At 63.1% G+C, this 14344-nt stretch carries 11 protein-coding genes; 7 read left to right on the top strand and 4 right to left on the bottom strand.

Annotated features, from left to right (window positions below; all coding sequences use genetic code 11):
- Positions 1-2265, bottom strand: coding sequence for a putative bifunctional diguanylate cyclase/phosphodiesterase (locus tag BUC24_RS10335; protein ID WP_073215260.1), 2265 nt, complete (start codon positions 2263-2265; stop codon positions 1-3).
- Between the two features lie 212 nt (positions 2266-2477).
- On the opposite strand from BUC24_RS10335, the gene aroC reads away from it, so the two are divergent.
- Both aroC and BUC24_RS10325 read left to right on the top strand, forming a co-directional pair.
- Positions 2478-3572 (top strand): chorismate synthase, encoded by a 1095-nt coding sequence (gene aroC / locus BUC24_RS10330; RefSeq protein ID WP_073215256.1) that lies wholly within the window; start codon positions 2478-2480, stop codon positions 3570-3572.
- Between the two features lie 16 nt (positions 3573-3588).
- Complete coding sequence (locus BUC24_RS10325; RefSeq protein WP_073215253.1) at positions 3589-4758, top strand: MFS transporter; 1170 nt, start codon at positions 3589-3591, stop codon at positions 4756-4758.
- Between the two features lie 12 nt (positions 4759-4770).
- Here BUC24_RS10325 and BUC24_RS10320 read toward each other — a convergent pair whose 3' ends face one another.
- Together BUC24_RS10320 and BUC24_RS10315 are read right to left on the bottom strand one after the other, a co-directional pair.
- On the bottom strand, positions 4771-6264 hold the full coding sequence (locus BUC24_RS10320) for an HDOD domain-containing protein (protein WP_073215250.1): 1494 nt from the start codon (positions 6262-6264) through the stop codon (positions 4771-4773).
- A complete protein-coding gene (locus BUC24_RS10315; RefSeq protein ID WP_073215247.1) occupies positions 6261-8009 on the bottom strand; it encodes a putative bifunctional diguanylate cyclase/phosphodiesterase in 1749 nt (582 codons plus the stop codon). The genes BUC24_RS10320 and BUC24_RS10315 overlap by 4 nt, the downstream gene beginning before the upstream one ends.
- A gap of 244 nt (positions 8010-8253) precedes the next feature.
- Between BUC24_RS10315 and BUC24_RS10310 the strand changes: the two genes are divergently transcribed.
- The 4 genes from BUC24_RS10310 to BUC24_RS10295 all read left to right on the top strand — a co-directional run bounded on the left by BUC24_RS10310 (position 8254) and on the right by BUC24_RS10295 (position 11585).
- Complete coding sequence (locus BUC24_RS10310; protein WP_073215243.1) at positions 8254-9933, top strand: isovaleryl-CoA dehydrogenase; 1680 nt, start codon at positions 8254-8256, stop codon at positions 9931-9933.
- A gap of 85 nt (positions 9934-10018) precedes the next feature.
- Positions 10019-10669 carry a uracil phosphoribosyltransferase gene (upp, locus tag BUC24_RS10305; RefSeq protein WP_073215239.1) on the top strand — a complete coding sequence of 217 codons (651 nt, stop codon included), beginning with the start codon at positions 10019-10021 and terminating at the stop codon, positions 10667-10669.
- 12 nt (positions 10670-10681) lie between these two features.
- Positions 10682-11047, top strand: a complete 366-nt coding sequence (locus BUC24_RS10300; RefSeq protein WP_073215236.1) for an Hpt domain-containing protein — start codon at positions 10682-10684, stop codon at positions 11045-11047.
- Positions 11048-11381: 334 nt separating this feature from the next.
- Positions 11382-11585, top strand: a complete 204-nt coding sequence (locus BUC24_RS10295) for a cold-shock protein (protein WP_008448165.1) — start codon at positions 11382-11384, stop codon at positions 11583-11585.
- A gap of 130 nt (positions 11586-11715) precedes the next feature.
- Here BUC24_RS10295 and BUC24_RS10290 read toward each other — a convergent pair whose 3' ends face one another.
- Positions 11716-12621, bottom strand: coding sequence for a LysR family transcriptional regulator (locus BUC24_RS10290; protein ID WP_073215233.1), 906 nt, complete (start codon positions 12619-12621; stop codon positions 11716-11718).
- Positions 12622-12753: 132 nt separating this feature from the next.
- On the opposite strand from BUC24_RS10290, the gene aceB reads away from it, so the two are divergent.
- A complete protein-coding gene (gene aceB, locus BUC24_RS10285) occupies positions 12754-14343 on the top strand; it encodes a malate synthase A (protein WP_073215231.1) in 1590 nt (529 codons plus the stop codon).
- The last annotated feature ends 1 nt before the right edge of the window (position 14344 follow it).

The raw sequence follows: 14344 nt of genomic DNA, 5'->3' as shown, positions 1-14344 counted from the left end.
TCAGGCGGCGCGATGCAGGGCGTCGTTGCTCAGCCATTCGTAGAGGGCCGGCACCGCCATCGGACGGGCGAACAGGAAGCCCTGCGCCATCGGGCAGCCCAGCGCTTGCAGGATCTGGGCCTGGCGCTCGTCTTCCACGCCTTCGGCAATCACGGACAGGCCCAGGTTGCGGCCCAGTTGAATGACCATTTCAGCAATGCTGCTGCCGCGCGCCGAACCCGTGATTTCAGTCACGAAGGCGCGGTCGATCTTGAGCTTGTCGACCTGCAGCCGCTGCAGATACGACAGCGAGGAGAAGCCGGTCCCGAAGTCGTCAATGGCGATCGACACGCCGGTATGCTTGATCTGGGCCAGCATCTTGATCAGCAGGTCCGGCTCTTCCATCGCCATCGATTCGGTGATCTCCAGCTCGATGTTTTCGGGCGGCGCATTGGTGTCGGTCAGGGCCGAGCGCAGCATTTCAAGGAAGTAGGGATGGCGGAACTGCACTTGCGAGACGTTGACCGACATGGTGAAGTCGCGGTAGCCGGCCGCGCGCAGGCGCACCACTTCCTGGCAGGCGGCGCGCAACACCCATTCGCCAATGTCGATGATCAGGCCCGAATACTCGGCAATCGGGATGAAGCGGTCGGGCGAAATGAATTTGCCGTCGGCGCCACACCAGCGCAGCAGCGCTTCGGCGCCCACCGGGCGGCGCGTGGCCAGATCGATCTGCGGCTGGTACATGACCGACAGCTCGCCCTTGCTGAAGCCGGTGCGCAGCGCGTGCATCAGGCGCACCCGCTCGCGGATTTCCACGCCCATGCTGCGCGAGAAGTAGAAGTGGCCGGCGCGCTGCTGCAGCTTGGCGCGCTTGAGGGCAATGTCGGCATCCTTGAGCGCATCGGCGCCGGTGCCGTCATGCTCGCCCAGGCGCACCAGACCGAGGGTGGCCGACAGCTGGACTTCCTGGCCGTCGATCGGGAAGGGCGCTTCGAACAGGGCCAGGATGCGGGCCGGATTCACCGCCGAGGCGTCGCCCAGCACCGAGAAGATGTCGCCGCCAATGCGCGCCACCGTCAATTCCTGGCCCAGGCTCGTTTGCAGGCGGCCGGCCACGGCCACCAGCAAGGTGTCGCCGAAATGGTGGCCCAGCGCGTCGTTGGTTTCGGCGAAGTGGTCCAGGTCGACCAGCGACAGGGTGGCGTCGGCGCGGCCAGGGCCGGCCAGGGTGGCGTCCAGGATTTCGACCAGGCGGGTGCGGTTGGGCAGCTTGGAGAGCTGGTCGTAGAAAGCGGCATTGTGCAGGTGGCTGACCAGTTCCACATTGTGCAGACCGACCGAGACGTTACTGCAGAAGACTTCCAGCAGGCGCTGGTCGATATCGTCGAGCGGGCGTGACAGCACCAGGTAGGCGACAAAGTCGCGGCAAGCCTTGCCGGCAAAGTAGAGCGTGACGTAGCCGGCGTCGTAGATATTGCGGTGCGCGGCAATGGTGCGTTCGAGCGCGTCGTGGATGGCGGCGTCTTCGCGCTGGCCCAGCAGCCCCGTGCCCAGCCGGCGGCTGGCGCCGGCAGTGGCCACAATCTGCAGCTGGTCCGGGTGGGTCGGGTCGGCGCACTCCTGCACGCATAGCACGCCGTTGGCCGGCATGGCCAGAATGTCGGCCACCTGCGCCAGCACGCCAGCGGCAAAATTGTGCACGCCGTGCAGGGCCATCAGCTCGGTACTGGCTTGCACCACCTGGTCCAGGCCGCGCCGGTTGGCGCTGATGGCGCGAATCTGCTCGTACGAGCGGATGGCTGCCGTGACGGTGGTAAACAGCTTGATGCGGGTGAGCTCGGACTTGGTCTTGTAATCGTTGATATCGAAATCGCGAATGGCGTCGATTTCGGGCGCGTAGCCGGGCTGGCCGGTGCGCAAAATAATGCGCACGTCGGCCAGTTTCAGGGTCTCGCGGATGTAGCGCACCAGGTGCAGGCCGGCGTCATCCTGCTCCATCACCACGTCAAGCAAAATGACGGCGATGTCGGCTTCGGTACGCAGCAGTTCACGCGCCTGGCCGGCGGAATAGGCGTGCACGAATTCAAGTGGACGGTGCTGCATGTCCAGGTTGCCGAGGGCGAAGGTGGTGGTCGAATGCACGTCTTCATCGTCGTCGATGATCATCACGCGCCAGACATGGGAAGCGCCGCCCGCCGTTGCCGGCGCCGGGTGCTCGTCCAAAAATACCAGGTCGTCGTGATCGTCCCTGGTGTTGTCAGGGGACGTGCTCGATGGGGGCATGTAGTACTTCTCCAGGATGCGTTTTCAATAGCATGCCACGAAATCAGGCACTTGCGCGAATTAACGTTAAGAAAAACAAATTCCGGAAAAACCGATGCAAAATAGTGACACATGGACATTGTACTTGTCTCTCGTGCATGTCGCGAGGGGCCTTTGCCAGCAAACGGGCGGGGGCTGGTAGAATTAACCTTTCCGCCACTCTTCTTTCGACCATGTCCGGCAATTCATTTGGCAAGCTGTTCTGCGTTACCACCTTTGGCGAGTCGCACGGTCCGGCCATTGGCTGCATCATTGACGGCTGCCCGCCCGGCCTGCCCCTGACAGAAGCGGACATCCAGCCCGATCTGGACCGGCGCAAACCAGGTACCTCGCGGCATGTGACGCAGCGCCAGGAAGCCGATCTGGTTGAAATCCTGTCGGGCACCTACGAAGGCAAGACCACCGGCACCCCCATCATGCTCCTGATCCGCAACCAGGATCAGCGCAGCAAGGATTACGGCAATATCGTCGAGAGTTTCCGGCCCGGGCACGCCGACTATACTTACTGGCATAAATACGGCGTGCGCGATCCGCGCGGCGGCGGGCGCTCCTCGGCGCGCCTGACGGCGCCAGTGGTGGGCGCGGCGGCTGTCGCCAAAAAATGGCTGCTGGCCCAGTATGGCACCGTGTTCAAGGGCTGCATGAGCCAGTTGGGCGACATTGTGGTGCCGTTCCAGTCGTTCGACCATGTGCACGACAACCCGTTCTTTGCCGCCAGCGCCGATGCGGCCCTGATCACCCAGATGGAAGAGGCCATGGACGCGCTGCGCCGCGACGGCGACTCGATCGGCGCGCGCATCGACGTGGTGGCGCACAATGTGCCGGTCGGTCTGGGGCAGCCCATCTACGACAAGCTCGATGCCGACATCGCCTACGCCATGATGGGCATCAATGCCGTCAAGGGCGTGGAAATTGGCGCCGGCTTCAAGTCGGTGGCGCAGCGCGGCTCCGAGCATGGCGACGAACTGACGCCGGCCGGCTTTATCGGCAATAACGCCGGTGGTGTGCTGGGCGGGATCTCGACCGGGCAGGACATCACGGTGTCGATTGCGATCAAGCCCACGTCGTCCATTCGCACCCCGCGCCGCTCGATCGACAAAGCGGGCAAGGAAGTGCTGGTCGAAACCTTTGGCCGGCACGACCCCTGCGTGGGCATTCGCGCCACGCCGATTGCCGAAGCGATGCTGGCCCTGGTGCTGATTGACCATGCACTGATGCACCGCGCCCAGTGTGGCGATGTGCGGGTGGAGACGCCGAAGATCGCCTGAGGCGGACGGCGCAACCATGGCCCCGCAAGCGCACCGCCCGCAAGCCTTTAATTTTTCCTTCTTCCTGTTCGGGCATTACGCCTACGCAGGCACCTTTGCCACCTACGCGGCCCTGTTCTTTGCCGCGCGCGGCATGCGCGTGGCAGAAATCGGCGTGCTGCTGTCGCTGATTCAGGTCATGCGCATTTTCGGCCCCAATGTGTGGGGCTGGGTGGCCGACCATACCAGTGCACGCGCGCGCGTGCTGCGCCTCACCGCCGGTGCGGCGCTGCTGTGTTTTGGCGCGATGTTCTTCTCGCAGACGTTTATCCAGTTCTTTGCGGCGATGGTGATCGTCAATCTGTTTACCAGCGCTCAGGCGCCGCTGTCGGAAGCGCTGATGCTGTCGGACATGCGCGGCGACCTGGGTAAATATGGCCGCATCCGACTGTGGGGTTCGATCGGCTTCATCGTTGCCGTGGTTGCGGGCGGCTATGTGCTCGACTGGTTCGGCACCGAATCGCTGCTGTGGTACTGCGGCGCGCTGCTGTTGCTGGTGCTGGGCGCAAGCCTGCGCATTCGCGAGCTGCCGCACGAGCACCATGCGCAGGCGGCGCCACCTCTGTGGTGCGTGCTGCGCAAGCCGGAAGTGGCGGCGTTTTTCCTGTCCACGGCATTGATGGTGGGCGCGCACATGGCGCTGTACGCGTTTTACTCTCTGTATCTGGCGCGGGCCGGCTACGGCAAACCTGTCATCGGCGCCATGTGGGCGCTGGGCGTGGTGGCCGAAGTGGTGTTCTTCTATTTTCAGGGGCGGGTGTTTGGCCGCTTCAGCGCACGCCGGGTGATGCTGTGGGCGTTCGCCATTGCCGTGCTGCGCTTTGTGGTCACGGGCGCGCTGCCGCAGGTATTCCTGGTCCTGGTGGTGGCGCAGCTGATGCATGCAGCGACCTTTGCCGCGCACCATTCTGCCGCCGTGATGACGATGCAGCGCTGGTTCACGGGCGCGCTGGCCGCGCGCGGGCAGGCCCTGTATATCAGTCTGTCGTATGGTGTCGGCGGCACCCTGGGCGGCCTTGGCATGACCTGGGTATGGGAGCGGTTCGGCCCGCAGCAGATGTATTACGGTGCGGCTCTGATGGCACTGGCCGGTGCGGGCGTGGCGCAGTACGCCATGCATGCGCGCCATGAGCGTTCCGCCGCCTGAGGCCTTGCCGGTCTAATCCGGCTTCGGCGCGGCGGCGCTTTCGATCAGCTGGCGCCGTTCGATGGCCTTGACCACCAGCGCGCGCATGTCATTGAGCAGGCCAAATTCGGCTGGTGTCAGCTGCACCGGCGGGACATTGCCGTCCCAGTCGCCATAAATGAAGCCGGCCGGCTGGCCGTGGCTGCTGAGCGGCAGGATGACAAAGCTGCGCGCCCCTTCCAGCGATTGCTTCCACCAGGCCGGCATTTTGGCGGCAAAATCAGGCTCGCGCGGATGCTCGATAAAAATCACGCGGTCGCTCGCCAGGGCCGCATGGAACACGTTGGGCGTATAGGCATCGTCAAATTTAAGGGCGGGCAGGAGCGCCTTGACGCCGCTGCCAAACCCCAGCCGCGCCACGTACTGCTTTTCGCGCCGGATGCGCATGAAGGCCACGGCGCGTGTCAGCGACAGACCCTGGTAGGCCGTTTCCAGCGCCATGGACATCATCTGGCCAGGGCTGGCGCTGCGCACGGCGTCGCGCATATCGGTCACGCCCAGTACCAGCACTTTGTTGCCCTCGGCGCGCATCCGGCTCGAGGCCAGCACGCGCGCACGCCGCTCGGCCGGACGCGCCAGCGGCGCCAGCGACAAACCGGCGGCGGCCACTTCGCGCGCACGCGCCACGGCGCTCATGATGGAGTCGGGCGTCACGCCCAGCATTTCGGAAAAACTGCTGGCCAGCGCACGTACCGTGACGTCGCCAGCTTCATCGTCATGCCACAGTGATTCGGCGCATTGCGAGGCCATGGTCGAGAGCGCCGCGAGCCAGTCGTCGTGACTGAAACTGGCGCTGCGCGCGGCTGGCTCCATGCGCCGCATGCTCTGGATCAGGCGATGCGGCAAGCCCCATTTTTCGGCTGCGGCGCGGCCGATGTCTTCCATCGACAGGCCCAGTACGGCGCTGGCGGCAGCATCTTCAAAACCGGCGCCCCCACTGTCCTGCAGCGCACGCCATTGCTGGGGCAGGTAATACGTGACCATCATGCGCCCGAGCGAATGGAGCATGGAGCAGACCACGGCTTCTTCGGCGTCGCCTGGCGCGGCGCTGACGGCCACCTGGCGCGCCACGATACCGGCCAGTACCGATTTTTCCATCTCGACGTGGGCGCTGGACGGGTCGTCAGCCGACAATTCCTCAATCAGCTTCAAGCCCAATGCCAGGTGGCCGATGGCGTCGGCCCCCAGTACCAGTACCGCCTTCGATACGGTGCTGATGCGCTGACCGAACGCACAGTACATGCCGCTGTTGGCAAGACGCAGTACCTTCTGGGTCAGGACCGGGTCCGACAGCACGGCCTCGGTCATGCTGAATTCCTTTTCCTCTTCGCCGCGCACGGCGCCCAGAATGCTGTTGATGGCCTTGGTGAAGCCGGGCATGTCGCCTTGCTTGCGCACCTGTTCCCACAGCAGTGCCAGGGTGGCGGCGCCGTCGGTGGCGGGGGCCATGGCTGCGCTCAGATTCATGCCACCCCTTCACGCAGCTGCTGGTAGGTATCGGTCAGAGCCGCCAGTGCAACCTGAGGTGGCATTGGTTTGCCGGTCAGGTAACCCTGCACGTAGCGGCAGCCGCGCTGTTCCACGAAATGGAACTGGTCCTCGGTCTCGACGCCTTCGGCCACCACCGACAGGTTCAGGTGGCGCGCCAGATCCAGTACCGCGTTGCAGATGGCGCCATCTTTTTCGGAGGCGGGCAAATCCTTGATGAAGGCGCGGTCGATTTTCAGAACCGAGATGGGGAAGCGCTTCAGATAGGCCAGCGACGAGTAACCGGTACCGAAATCGTCAATCGCAATGCGCGCGCGCCGTTCGGCCATGCGCGTCAGGATGGTCTCGGCGTGCACCGGATCGATCATCAGGGTGCCTTCGGTAATTTCCAGAACCAGTTCGCTGCCATCAAGGCCGGCGTAGCCGATCGCGTCGTCCAGTACCTGCAAAAATTTATCGCTGCGGAACTGGCGCGGGCTGATGTTGACCGACATGTACAGGGGCCGGCCGGCAGCCTGGGCGAACTGGCGAATCTGCATGCAGGCTGACTTGAGCGCCCACGCGCCCAGCATATTGATCAAGCCATTGGTCTCGGCAATCGGAATGAAGCGCGCCGGCGGGACCATGCCCAGGGTCGGATGCTTCCAGCGCATCAGCGCCTCGAAACCCTGAATCTGGCGGGTCGCCGCAGCGACGATGGGCTGATAGTGGAGCAGGAATTCGCCTTCGCGAATGGCCTGGAACATGGCCGCTTCGAGCGAAATGTCATGTTCGGGCGCGGCGTTGAAGCGCGAACTGTAGGTCAGGGCGCGGCCCTTGCCGGTTTCTTTGGCCAGCGACATGGCGGCGTCGGCCAGCGCCACCAGGCGTACCTCGTCTTCGGCATGCTCGGGAAAGGTGGACACGCCAATCGAGGCGCCCACATAAATGGTGTGGCCGTCAATTTCAAAGGGCGACTGGGTGGTGGCCAGAAGGCGCCCCGTGACCAGCTTGATCTGGGCCGCGCTGTGGGTACCTGGCAGCACGGCGACAAATTCATCGCCGCCCACGCGCGCCAGGGTGTCACTGTCGCGCAGCATTTTGCGCAGGCGCGCCGCAGCCATGCGCAGCACGGCGTCGCCGACCGGGTGGCCCAGACCGTCGTTGACCTTTTTAAAGCCATCGAGGCCGATGGTGACAATGGCGAAACCCTGGCCCGAGCGGCGGGCCTGGGCGATGACCATGCGCATGCGATCCGACAGCAGCAGGCGGTTGGGCAGGCCGGTCAGGGCGTCGTGGGTGGCCATGTGGCGCAGCCGCGCTTCAGTGGCGTGCTGGGACGACATGTCGCGCCCGACCACCAGCAACTGCGGCGTATCGGCATGGGACAGGGCGGAAATGCGCAATTCGAACCAGGTTTCCTGGTCGCCCGCATGCATGCGCACGGCCACGCGGACCGGCTCCGGGGAGAGCAGCGCGCCTTCGTCGGCCATGGGCTGGGTCGGTACATTGCCGGCATCGGCAATCGCGTTGCGCAGCACTGCCTGGTCGACATCGGCGGCCAGGGCGGCCAGCATGGGCAGCGGCGCCTGATCGACGCTGCCGAACAGGCGCTGCGCGCGGCTGCTGGCAAACAGCACCTTGCCACTGGCGTCGAGGCGGAACACGATGTCGCCCGCCGCTTCCAGCAGATGGTCGATCCGGTGGCTGGCGTCGGCGCTCACTTCAGGAGGGCTGGTGGGCATGGAAACAATCGCGCTCGGGTGGAGGGGTGGCCGCTTGCAAATCTATGAACTAATGTATCACTGAAAGATGCTAAAACGCACGAATTTGTCTTTGCTATGGCATTCCGCCCACAATGTTTGTGGCAGATCATGAAATGGAAGCCCGAAACGCGCTAAGGCGGTGCTTGCCTGACCCGGTACTTTGCGCTAGCCTCCCAGCGCAAGTAGACGCACATATGACAAATTCACCGGAAAGAGCGCCAGCATGAATCATTTCGATACCCACGCCGTCTTCAATCAGGCGCCGGCCTTTGAAAACATCAATTTGTTCACCTGCGATCCGGCCCTGCGCGAGGCACTGGAGCGCGAAGGCGGGGGCGACGCGGCAGCGGACCTGACGGCGCTGGGCGCGCGTCTTGGCCAGGCCGACACGCTCGATCTGGCGCGCCAGGCCAATGTCAATTCACCCAGGCTGCATAATTTCGACCGCAGCGGCAGACGCGTGGACGAAGTGGAATTTCACCCCTCGTGGCACGCGCTGATGGGACTGATGATCGGTGCCGGCGCCCATGCTTCGCCCTGGGACTCGGGTGTGCCAGGGGCGCAGGTGGCGCGCGCGGCCCAGTATCTGCTGTTTGGCCAACTTGAAAACGGCGCCCAGTGCCCGGTCACGATGACGTATGCATCGGTGCCGGCGCTGCGCCAGGCCGGGCCAATCGCAGCCAAGTGGCTGCCCAAGATCCTGTCGCGCCAGTACGATCCGCGTTCGCTGCCGATCGAGCAAAAGCACGGCGCCCTGATCGGCATGGGCATGACGGAAAAGCAGGGCGGCACCGACGTGCGGGCCAACACCACGCGTGCCAGTTTGATCGATCCACTGCAGGCGCGGGCGCGGTTTGGCGAGGAAGGCGAGGGCGCCTGGGCGCTGGTGGGCCACAAGTGGTTTTTCTCGGCGCCGCAGTCGGACGCGCACCTGGTGCTGGCGCAGACCGACGACGAAGGCAGCGCCGGCCTGTCCTGCTTTTTTGTGCCGCGCTTTCTGCCTGACGGCAGCCGCAATGCGATTCGCGTGCAACGCCTGAAGGACAAACTGGGCAACCGCTCGAATGCCTCGTCGGAAGTGGAATTTTGCGATGCGGTGGGCTGGCTGATTGGCCAACCCGGACGCGGCATTCCGACCATCCTGGAAATGGGCGGCTACACGCGCCTCGATTGTGTGGTGGGCACGGCTGGCATCATGCGCGCTGCGCTCACGCATGCCTTGCACCACGCGCGCGGCCGCGCCGCCTTCGGGCGCCCGCTGGCGCAGCAGCCCCTGATGCAAAACGTGCTGGCCGATCTGGCGCTGGAATCGGAAGCAGCCACCGCGTTCGCGCTGCGCCTGGCGCGCTGCTTCGACCAGACCGGCGATCCGGCGCAAGCCTTGCTGGGCCGGGTGCTGACGCCGGCCGGCAAATACTGGCTGTGCAAGCGCGGCCCGGGATTTGGCGCGGAGGCGATGGAAGTCATGGGCGGCAACGGCTATGTGGAAGACGGACCGCTGGCGCGCCTGTACCGCGAGTTTCCGGTCAACTCGATCTGGGAAGGCTCAGGCAATGTGATGTGCCTGGACTTGCTGCGCGCGTTCGGCAAGACGCCGGCCGCGCGCGACGCGCTGGCAGCCGAACTGGCGCTGGCGGGGCGGGGCAACAGCGCCCTGAACGACTACACCGACCGCCTGCTGGCCGATCTGGCGCAGCCACAAAGCGACGAATACGGCGCGCGCCGGCTGGCCGAACGGATCGTGGTGGCAGTGCAGGGCGCGCTGCTGCTGGCCCATGCGCCAGGCTTTGTGGCCGACGCCTTTATTGCGTCGCGCATCGCGCAGGACGTGGGCGGCGCCTACGGGCGGCTGCCGGCCGGTGTCGATTGCGCGGCGATTCTGGCGCGGGCGCTGCCAATATAGTGACTATATTTGCCAAAATGCGGACAAACCCGGCTGCGGCTGGGATAATGCCGGGATAAGCCACAACAATGAAAATAGAACCATCATGAAACAAGACCCACGTTTTCCGAACCTTTTCATCCTGAACCACCCGCTGATCCAGCACAAGCTGAGCCACATGCGCGAGCGCGACACCTCCACGCGCACCTTCCGCGAACTGCTCAAGGAAATCACGCTGCTGATGGGCTACGAAATCACGCGCGACCTGCCGCTGACGACGCGCAAGATCGAAACCCCGCTGGAAACCATCGATGCGCCTGTCATCGCCGGCAAAAAACTGGCCATCGTGCCGATTCTGCGTGCCGGTATCGGCATGAGCGACGGCTTGCTGGAACTGGTGCCATCGGCGCGCGTGGGCCACGTGGGCGTGTTCCGCGACCCGGAAACCCACAAGCCGGTGGAGTATCTGGTGCGCCTGCCGGACACCGCCGACCGTATCTTCATTCTGTGCGACCCGATGGTTGCGACCGGCAACTCGGCCGTGCACGCAGTGGACGTGCTGAAAAAGCGTGGCGTGTCGGACGAACAGATCATCTTCCTGGCCCTGGTGGCCGCACCGGAAGGCGTGACCGTGTTCCAGGCCGCGCATCCGGGCGTGAAAATCTACGTCGCCTCGCTTGACTCGCACCTGAACGACCATGCCTACATCGTGCCTGGCCTGGGGGATGCGGGCGACCGTATTTTTGGCACCAAGTAAGATTCGGCGGCAATGGCAACCCTGATCGACAAAGACTTCTTTGCCCGGCTGAGTGCGCTCAACGACAAGTTTGCCGCCAGCGTGCCGGCCACGCTGACGCGCCTGCGCGGCTATCAGGCGGCGTTTGACCCGGTCGCACCGCAGGCCGACATCGTGGCGGGCTTGCACCAGACCCTGCACACGATTGCGGGCTCGGCAGCCACGTTCGGCTTCAGGGTGTTTGGCCAGCAGGCGCGCCAGCTCGAGCAGCGCTTGCGCGTGCTGATGGCCTTCGACGCCGTGGCGGCGCAGGACTGGCGCGCCTGGCTGGCCGATCTGGACGCGTACCTGCTATGGGCCGAGCACAATCCGAAGGCCGAACAGTATCCGGAGCAGTAAGACCGGATTCAATAGCGCGACACGGATCTGTTGCTTATGCGTTAATGCAACACGGGTGCAGCGATCGTTTGATCTAGCGCAAACTTCGATAGCATCCATGCCCTATATTCATCGTACTGCCGCTGCAAATACGGCACTGTAAAAGTTGAGGAATTCAATGATTAGGGTGTTCCGCAGGTTTATTTTGCAGAGAACGTGATTTTTTTGATTTATTGGGTATAATGCGGGATCGTTGGATTCGAGGTAGTAGTGCAGTCTGTCTGTCATTTCTTTCTTGCTTCTTCAAACGATCTAAAACGGGCGTAAGCCCAACTAACTGAAATAGGAAATTGTAATGGCAACTGGCATCGTAAAATGGTTCAATGATTCGAAGGGCTTCGGCTTCATCACTCCTGACGAAGGCGGCGAAGATCTGTTCGCTCACTTCTCGGCTATCCAGTCGGCAGGCTTCAAATCGCTGCAAGAGAACCAGCGCGTCTCTTTCGAAGTAACCGCCGGCCCTAAAGGCAAGCAAGCTTCGAACATTCAGCCACTGTAATATCGCTGAGTCAAACGACTAAGAAATCCTCGGTTTCCGGGGATTTTTTTTCGTCTGAATCTTTTTAAATCGGGGTCAGACCGCAATAGAAAAACATTTTTTTATTGAGGTCTGACCCCGATTTTGCAATTCATGCTTTTCGCCAATAGTTTGGCTGGGCGTAGCTGTGGCGCAGGAAATCAACAAAGGCGCGGATGCGCAACGGCAAATGGCGGCGCTGGGCAAACACGGCGTAGATGTCGTTGCCGGGCGCTGAAAAGGCGTCCAGCACAGTATTGAGGCGGCCGTCGTCAATCTCGCTGCTCACTTCCCACATCGAGCGCCAGGCCAGGCCTTTGCCCGCCAGCGCCCAATCGTGCAGCACGGCGCCATCGTTGCAGACCATATTGCCCGCCACTTTCAGGGTCACCAGCTTGCCATTGTCGCGGAAGGTCCAGCCGCGCTGACTGCCTTCGCTGCTGATGGCCAGGCAGTTGTGGCGCGCCAGATCGGCCAGCGTGGTCGGGGTGCCGTGCCGCTTCAGATAGGCCGGGGAGGCCACCAGCACGCGCTGATTGTCGGCCAGCTTGACGCCCACCAGGGGCGAATCGTTCAGGCTGGCAATGCGGATGGCCACGTCGACGCCTTCGCCCACCACATCGACCACGCGGTCGTTCAAGTTCAGGTTGACGGTCACGTCGCGGTGCTCGGCCAGAAACGAAGGCAGCAGCGGCGCCACGTGCTGGCGGCCGAACCCGGCCGGGGCCGACACCAGCAAGTGACCGGTGGCCTTGGCACTGCGCTCGGCCACCGCGCTTTCGGCTTCTTCCAGTTCGGCCAGGATGCGCTGGCAATCTTCGAGAAAAGCGGCGCCTTCGTTGGTAAGCACCAGTTTGCGGGTCGTTCGCTGCAGCAGCTTGACGCCCAGGCGCGCTTCGAGCGCATCCAGGCGGCGCCCGATCATGGCGGGGGCGATGCCTTCGGCGCGCGCAGCGGCCGACAGGCTGCCGCGCGCCACCACATCGACGAAAGTGGAAATCTGGCGAAATTGACCCATGCGGATGGCTTTCCCATCTGTGATAAAAACGCACAGATGAATGTATTTAATGTCTCGTTTAGCTACGAAATAGTGAATATACTTGAACGCAGGTAGACATCCAAGCATTCACAACACTTCACAGGAGCACGTATGACTTTCGCCACCCCCGCCGGCATGCAGATCACGGCAGACATCAAGCCCGGTTACGAACAGATTTTGACGCCGGAAGCGCTGGCCCTGGTCGCCAAGCTGACACGCGCCTTCGAGCCGCGCCGCCAGGAATTGCTGGCTGCCCGCGTGGAGCGCGCCAAGCGCCTTGACGCCGGCGAGCGGCCGGACTTCCTGCCCGAGACGGCCCATATCCGCGCGGGCGACTGGACCATTGCCCCGATTCCGCCGGCACTCGAATGCCGCCGCGTGGAAATCACCGGCCCGGTCGAGCGCAAAATGGTCATCAACGCCTTCAATTCGGGCGCCGACAGCTACATGACCGACTTTGAAGATTCGAACACGCCCAACTGGGACAACCAGATCACCGGCCAGATCAATATGCGCGACGCGGTGCGCCGCACCATCTCGCTCGAGCAGAACGGCAAGACCTACAAACTGAACGACAAAATCGCCACCCTGGTGGTGCGGCCGCGCGGCTGGCACCTGGACGAAAAGCATGTGCTGGTCGATGGCAAGCGCATTTCGGGCGGCATCTTCGACTTTGCCCTGTTCATGATTCATAACGCCAAGGAACAGCTGGCGCGCGGCGCCGGTCCGTATTTCTACCTGCCAAAGATGGAATCGCACCTGGAAGCGCGCCTGTGGAACGACATCTTCGTGATGACGCAGCAGGAGCTGGGCCTGCCACAAGGCACGATCAAGGCGACCGTGCTGATCGAAACCATTCTGGCCGCATTTGAAATGGATGAAATCCTGTACGAGCTGCGCGAACACAGCTCTGGCTTGAACGCCGGCCGCTGGGATTACATCTTCTCGTGCATCAAGAAGTTCAAGCTGGACAAGGACTTCTGCCTGGCCGACCGTCCGAAAGTGACGATGACTTCGCCGTTCATGCGTGCTTACGCGCTGCTCTTGCTGAAAACCTGCCACAAGCGCAATGCACCTGCCATCGGCGGCATGGCGGCGCTGATTCCAATTAAGAACGATCCGGAAAAGAACGACGTGGCCATGGGCGGCGTGCGCAACGACAAGGCGCGCGATGCCACCGATGGCTACGACGGCGGCTGGGTGGCACACCCGGGCCTGGTGGAACTGGCCATGGGCGAATTCAAGAAGGTGTTGGGCGACCAGCCAAACCAGATCAGCAAGCAGCGTCCGGATGTGAACGTGAGCGCGGCCGAGCTGCTGGACTTCAAGCCGGAAGCACCGATCACGGAAGCCGGCCTGCGCTACAACATCAACGTGGGCATCCATTACCTGGGCAGCTGGCTGGCCGGCAATGGCTGCGTGCCGATCCATAACCTGATGGAAGACGCGGCAACGGCGGAAATCAGCCGCTCGCAAGTGTGGCAGTGGATCCGCTCGACCAAGGGTGTGCTCGACGACGGCCGCAAGGTCACGGCCGAGATGGTGCGCGCGATGATTCCGCAGGAATTGGCCAAAGTGAAGGAAGTGGCGCCCAATGGCGACAACCCGACCTATGTCCGCGCAGCGCAAATCTTCGAAGAAATGTCCACCTCGGAAGCGTTTGCCGAGTTCCTGACCTTGCCGCTGTACGAAGAAATTTAAG

It is taken from the genome of Massilia sp. CF038 (assembly GCF_900129765.1).
In the GTDB taxonomy this organism is placed as follows: domain Bacteria; phylum Pseudomonadota; class Gammaproteobacteria; order Burkholderiales; family Burkholderiaceae_D; genus Telluria_A.
This window is presented reverse-complemented; position numbering and strand designations above follow the sequence as displayed.

What these genes read in the sequence shown, in the direction of transcription:
- BUC24_RS10320 (WP_073215250.1), bottom strand. Translation starts at nt 6,264, where the DNA reads ATGAATCTGAGCGCAGCCATGGCCCCCGCCACCGACGGCGCCGCCACC.
- BUC24_RS10300 (WP_073215236.1), top strand. Translation starts at nt 10,682, where the DNA reads ATGGCAACCCTGATCGACAAAGACTTCTTTGCCCGGCTGAGTGCGCTC.
- BUC24_RS10335 (WP_073215260.1), bottom strand. Translation starts at nt 2,265, where the DNA reads ATGCCCCCATCGAGCACGTCCCCTGACAACACCAGGGACGATCACGAC.
- BUC24_RS10290 (WP_073215233.1), bottom strand. Translation starts at nt 12,621, where the DNA reads ATGGGTCAATTTCGCCAGATTTCCACTTTCGTCGATGTGGTGGCGCGC.
- aceB (WP_073215231.1), top strand. Translation starts at nt 12,754, where the DNA reads ATGACTTTCGCCACCCCCGCCGGCATGCAGATCACGGCAGACATCAAG.
- BUC24_RS10315 (WP_073215247.1), bottom strand. Translation starts at nt 8,009, where the DNA reads ATGCCCACCAGCCCTCCTGAAGTGAGCGCCGACGCCAGCCACCGGATC.
- BUC24_RS10325 (WP_073215253.1), top strand. Translation starts at nt 3,589, where the DNA reads ATGGCCCCGCAAGCGCACCGCCCGCAAGCCTTTAATTTTTCCTTCTTC.
- aroC (WP_073215256.1), top strand. Translation starts at nt 2,478, where the DNA reads ATGTCCGGCAATTCATTTGGCAAGCTGTTCTGCGTTACCACCTTTGGC.
- BUC24_RS10310 (WP_073215243.1), top strand. Translation starts at nt 8,254, where the DNA reads ATGAATCATTTCGATACCCACGCCGTCTTCAATCAGGCGCCGGCCTTT.
- BUC24_RS10295 (WP_008448165.1), top strand. Translation starts at nt 11,382, where the DNA reads ATGGCAACTGGCATCGTAAAATGGTTCAATGATTCGAAGGGCTTCGGC.
- upp (WP_073215239.1), top strand. Translation starts at nt 10,019, where the DNA reads ATGAAACAAGACCCACGTTTTCCGAACCTTTTCATCCTGAACCACCCG.